Source organism: Aerococcus sp. L_32 (genome assembly GCF_050689315.1).
Window position 1 is genome coordinate 1 of record NZ_JBOEQF010000156.1, and the last position, 5004, is coordinate 5004.

Here is a 5004-nt window from a genome sequence, read left to right on the forward strand (position 1 = left end):
TTTCCCATTTATTATTAAACACAACCGGGCAGGTAAAGGGCTTGGAGTAAACCTATTTGACCGAATTGAAGAGCTAGAAGACTATGTTAATAGTGATTTCTTTGAAGATTCAGTTGATGGAATTAGCTTACTTCAAGCCTACGTTAAGCCAGTAAATGGTAGGGTGTATCGGTCAGAATTTATTGGTGGTAAATTTCATTATGTTGTCAGCATCGATTCTTCAGACGGTTTTGAATTGTGCCCAGCAGATAACTGCCAAATTCCAATTGAAGGGCAGGTCCAATCTTCACCAGATAAATTCCAAATCGTTGACGGGATATTAAACAAAGAAGAAATTCATAAGATTGAAAACTTCTTAAAAGCTGAAAACATCCAGGTAGCAGCAGTAGAATTTATTGAAACGGCAGATGGACAGAAGTGGGCTTACGACATCAACACCAATACTAATTACAATGCAGACGCTGAAGAAGTTGCACAAAAATTTGGCATGTTAGCACTAGCTGAATATCTTGGCGACTTATTAGCGAAAATATAAACAAAGAGTATAGCAAATGAATATACTTTCTATGTCTGCTAATTACCCTTAGCGGACATAGAAGGGAATTTAAATAGCAAACAAATACCCTAGCGTTTCATAAAGAGTAATTCCATCATATATTCAATTTTTTCAGTAATAGCCCCCACCTTTATGATTAAGAGAGGGGGCTTTTGTGATTACTAATTAGGGATTGCGCAAATTGTTATCTTTGCCTTTATCTTCTAAATCTTTGAGAATTCTTGATTGGTCAATAAGATCTTCAATCAACTGACTAGAAGTATTCAAGTCTTCATTTAAATCTTGGGCGTAGATTTCGGTCGTTCGAACACTAGAATGTCGTAGCATTTTCTGTGTTTCCCGTAAGTTACCGCCGTTAATTAAACTTAAGGTTGCAGCGGTATGCCTCAGTGAATGTGGCGTAATTTTAGATGAATGAATCCCAACAGATTCATAGGCATTCGCGATCACTCTAGAAATTGACCGAGCTGACATACGACCACTTTTATTACGATTCCCGTGCGAAGCGAACAAAGGCGCTAAGTCAGTGTTAATCATGATGCCTTGGTCCTCACGGAAGCGTGTATAATCTCGTACAACTTCCTTGGTTTTACGGGGGATTATGACGAACTCATCTTTTTCACGGCGACCTTTACCTTGTACGTAGATTACCGTGTTCAAACCGCGTCGTTGCACGTCTTCAAAATTGGCTCTACTGAGTTCAATAGTCCTAAGTCCAGTAGTAACTGCTAGTAATATAAGTGCATAATTACGTTTACCGATTAGTGTATCAGTGGTTGATTTAAGGTAATCTAGCAACTTTTCAACGTCCTCAACATCCAGTGCATCCTTAGCGTGACCATGTGGTACAGGGATATTGTTATTGGCTTTAGCAACGATATTTTCATATAGATTTTCTCGTTCTAACCATTTAAAGAACTGGTTGAGCATATTACGGTATGACTTAATGGTCCGATCTTTGTAGCGAAACTGGTCCAGTGCACGACGTTGCTCCTCAGAGACCTCATCATAATCTATATCATTGATTAAGATGTAGGTCTTACTTGGATGATTGATTAAATCGTCAAAATAGCGTTCAATGTCGTGATAAGTCGGATGCATGATAGCTTGTTTTTCCAGATAAATAAAGAATGGTTTGATGTTCTTCAAATAGCTTTCCTTAGTGCTGGATTGCTTCTGTGATAGATAGTCGGCGTATAGTTCGTAGAAAGATTCCTTATCAAAGTAAGTGTCCATATATAAAACTCCTTCAAATACTAAAAATAATTATACCAAACATACGTTCTAAATCATAGATTGATAGTATGAAATAAATAAAGAAGTTGACTGGATTTGCTGATATTTATAATAATAAGTCGATGAATCAATTAATTGTAGAAAGTTAGCGCTATAAAGTATAGTAATTGAAGTGAATAGCAAAACAATAGAATCATACTTTGTAAGATAGCTTATGATAAATCTAAAACAGTCTATGAGCATTAATCCATATAAACTAAGCCAAAATGCATTAGAAACCGTCTGTATAGTCATGAGTATCTTTATAGATATCCGTCTATGTCTATTAGTTTACATAACATATATTATTTAAAGCAATATGCATTTTAAATACCAAATCTCTATGTCCAATTTATGATGCCTTCTACCTATCATTCGTTGACAATATTTTGTATTAGCCTCTTTTAATCCCTAGTGATATGATGGTATTAAACTAAAATGTTAGGAAGATTTTTTATGACAGACCCTTTATCTCATACTGAAATGACAATAGATACTATAGAAAATGATCAAGTGCTCATCCGTCCTGCTGAACTTGCTGATGCAGCTCAGTTAACTGCTATCTACAATTATTACATTCAAAATACTACCATTTCTTTTAGAATCGCCCTAACTGACGTTTCGTTAAAAGAACAACAAATTACTGAACGTATTGGGATCAATCCCTTTCTAGTGGCTGATTATGATGGCCAAGTCATCGGTTTTGCTTACACCTCTGACGCTGGTGCCTATGAAGGCTACCGACCTTCTAAAGAGATTTCTATCTATTTAGATGCTCATGTTAAGGCTAAAGGCATTGGTAGTCGCTTATATCAAGCGCTAGAACAAGAAGTCATCGACAATTACCCTGATATCTACAAACTCGTGTCACAAGTCACAGGAACCAACGAATCATCGTTAAAATTCCACAAGAAACATGGCTTTGAACAATTCGGTGTCTGTAAGAACATGGGTTACAAATTCGACCAATGGCTAGATGTTTTCTACCTGGAAAAAGATATTCGCCCTCTTGTTTAAAATGTAAAAATAACCAAACAAAAAAACCAGAACAAATGTTCTGGTTTTTTTCTATACTTTAAATTATATTATAATACCAAGTTATATACTAAGGCTGCAATGATTGCACCAATGATAGGACCTACAATTGGAACCCAAGCGTAGCCCCAGTTTGAACCACCCTTACCTGAAATTGGTAAGAAGGCATGGGCAATACGAGGCCCTAAGTCACGTGCTGGGTTGATTGCGTATCCTGTAGGACCACCTAGTGATAGACCTACCGCCCCTACTATGATACCAACGATCATCGGGTTTAAACCGTCTGAAATTTGGTTTGCACCTAAGGCCATAACACCGATCACTAATACTGCAGTACCGATGATTTCAGTCATCAAGTTCCATACAGGACTTTCAACTTGCGGACCAGTTGCGAAGGTACCTAAGATTGAACCTTCTTCGTTAGTTGCTTCAAATTGCTCATGGTAAGCTAACCAAACTGTCACAGCACCTAAAATCGCCCCAATCATTTGACCAGCGATATAAGGCACAACTTCAGCCCAAGCAAATGAACCATTTACAGCAAATGCGATTGTAACGGCTGGGTTTAAGTGGGCCGCTGATAAGAAACCAGAAGCGTATACACCGATTGTAACGGCTAAAGCCCAACCCATAGTAATGACAATCCATCCACCTTCTTTGGCATTTGATTTACTTAAGTTTACACCAGCATTAACCCCACACCCTAATAAGACCAGTAAAAAAGTACCAATTAATTCACCAATAAATCCATCCATATTAAAACCTCCTGTGTTTTTATTTATCATCTAATATGGGAAGTGTGGCGAATGCCGCACCTCCCAACAATGTTTTATTTTAAATATTGTAATTCTGCTTTTGCAATTTCAGCATCTAAAGCGGCTGTTTGTTGGTCTGCGCTGGCTTGGTCTAATTCAAAGTAGTCAACGATTGTTTGGCTTACAGCATCTTTCACTTCAAGCATCTTGTCGTGTTGGAATAACATTAATGTTGTACGACGTGCGAAGAAGTCTAATGGTGTATATACCCCTTCTTCTTCTAATGCATAGATTAAACTGACTGCAATATCTACTGGATAGTTGTATTTCGCTGCGTATTCTTTGGCTACTGGTAAGTGAGCTACTACACGGTTCATATTTGAACCATATAACTTAGCTAAATTAAGTGATTGACCATAAGTTAAACCACGAGCTACTCCCACATTTGCAAATTTTTCCATAGCCGTTTCATAGCTATTAGGATCAAATTGACCACCAGATACTGGGTAAGTCGATGACTGTACTAAATCATAGTTTTTACCAGTAAGGTCAGCTACAGCAGGGATTACTTTTTCCATTGCTCCTTTAGCCATCTTACGATAGTCAGTGATTTTACCACCAGCTAGTGTAAATAATCCTGAGTCAGAAATAGATAAGTCTGAGCCACGTGATACGCTTGATGGGTTTCCATCACCACGTTCAGAAGTATTAGAACCTAAATCTTGTAACTTGTCTTCAACCACGCTACGTTCAACTTTATCTTTGCTGTAGCCATCGAATAAAGTCACTAATTCATCAAATGTACGTTCTGATAAACGACCTGCGTCACCACCATTGTAGTCAGAAGCATTATTTGAATCGATTAAGGGACGTAACCCTGCCCATGAAGCTTCGATATCATTGATAGATAAGTTGGCATTCGGGAAGCGGTGGTTGACAACACGTAATAGGTAATCAACGTCTTCTTGAGTCACTGTTGGGTGTTCAAAGTCACCTGTGTAGTCAGTATCTGTTGTACCAAAGTAGGTTTTATTTTCACGAGGTAAAACAAAGACCATACGTCCATCTTGTTCGCCTGTGTCAAAGTAAATTGGTTGCGACACTGTCAATTTAGATTTATCTACGACAAAATGCACACCTTTTGTTGGACGCATTTGCGCTGGTTTCTCATCAGACCCATCTAATTGACGGATTGTATCTGACCAAGGACCAGTCGTGTTGATCACAACGTGAGATTTCACAGTAAACGTTTCACCAGATAGTAAATCTTCAACTTTAACAGCCACAATTTTGTCATTTTCATATTCAAAACCAACAACTTTTGCGTGACTTAATAAATCAGCACCATCATCGTTTGCTTGTTTGATATTTTCAATTACTAAA

Annotated in this window: 4 protein-coding genes and 1 pseudogene; 2 read left to right on the forward strand and 3 right to left on the reverse strand. The window is 37.8% G+C overall.

What is annotated here, in order from left to right; all coding sequences use genetic code 11:
- A pseudogene (locus ACRCJ0_RS09345) lies at positions 1-535 on the forward strand (ATP-grasp domain-containing protein); the annotation flags it as partial.
- 186 nt (positions 536-721) lie between these two features.
- Here the strand turns inward: ACRCJ0_RS09345 and ACRCJ0_RS09350 are convergent.
- Positions 722-1792 (reverse strand): tyrosine-type recombinase/integrase, encoded by a 1071-nt coding sequence (locus ACRCJ0_RS09350; protein WP_431390273.1) that lies wholly within the window; start codon positions 1790-1792, stop codon positions 722-724.
- Between the two features lie 495 nt (positions 1793-2287).
- On the opposite strand from ACRCJ0_RS09350, the gene ACRCJ0_RS09355 reads away from it, so the two are divergent.
- Positions 2288-2848: an N-acetyltransferase family protein gene (locus ACRCJ0_RS09355; protein WP_431390274.1), complete on the forward strand. Its 561-nt coding sequence runs from the start codon at positions 2288-2290 to the stop codon at positions 2846-2848.
- Positions 2849-2916: 68 nt separating this feature from the next.
- Here the strand turns inward: ACRCJ0_RS09355 and ACRCJ0_RS09360 are convergent, their stop codons facing one another.
- Both ACRCJ0_RS09360 and ACRCJ0_RS09365 read right to left on the reverse strand, forming a co-directional pair.
- A complete protein-coding gene (locus tag ACRCJ0_RS09360) occupies positions 2917-3621 on the reverse strand; it encodes an MIP/aquaporin family protein (protein WP_431390275.1) in 705 nt (234 codons plus the stop codon).
- 74 nt (positions 3622-3695) lie between these two features.
- Positions 3696-5004, reverse strand: a 1309-nt coding sequence (locus ACRCJ0_RS09365; protein ID WP_431390276.1) for an FAD-dependent oxidoreductase, incomplete at its 5' end; no start/stop codon positions are given.

Excerpts from the sequence above, each read along its gene's own strand:
- ACRCJ0_RS09350 (WP_431390273.1), bottom strand. The coding sequence starts at position 1,792 with ATGGACACTTACTTTGATAAGGAATCTTTCTACGAACTATACGCCGAC.
- ACRCJ0_RS09355 (WP_431390274.1), top strand. The coding sequence starts at position 2,288 with ATGACAGACCCTTTATCTCATACTGAAATGACAATAGATACTATAGAA.
- ACRCJ0_RS09360 (WP_431390275.1), bottom strand. The coding sequence starts at position 3,621 with ATGGATGGATTTATTGGTGAATTAATTGGTACTTTTTTACTGGTCTTA.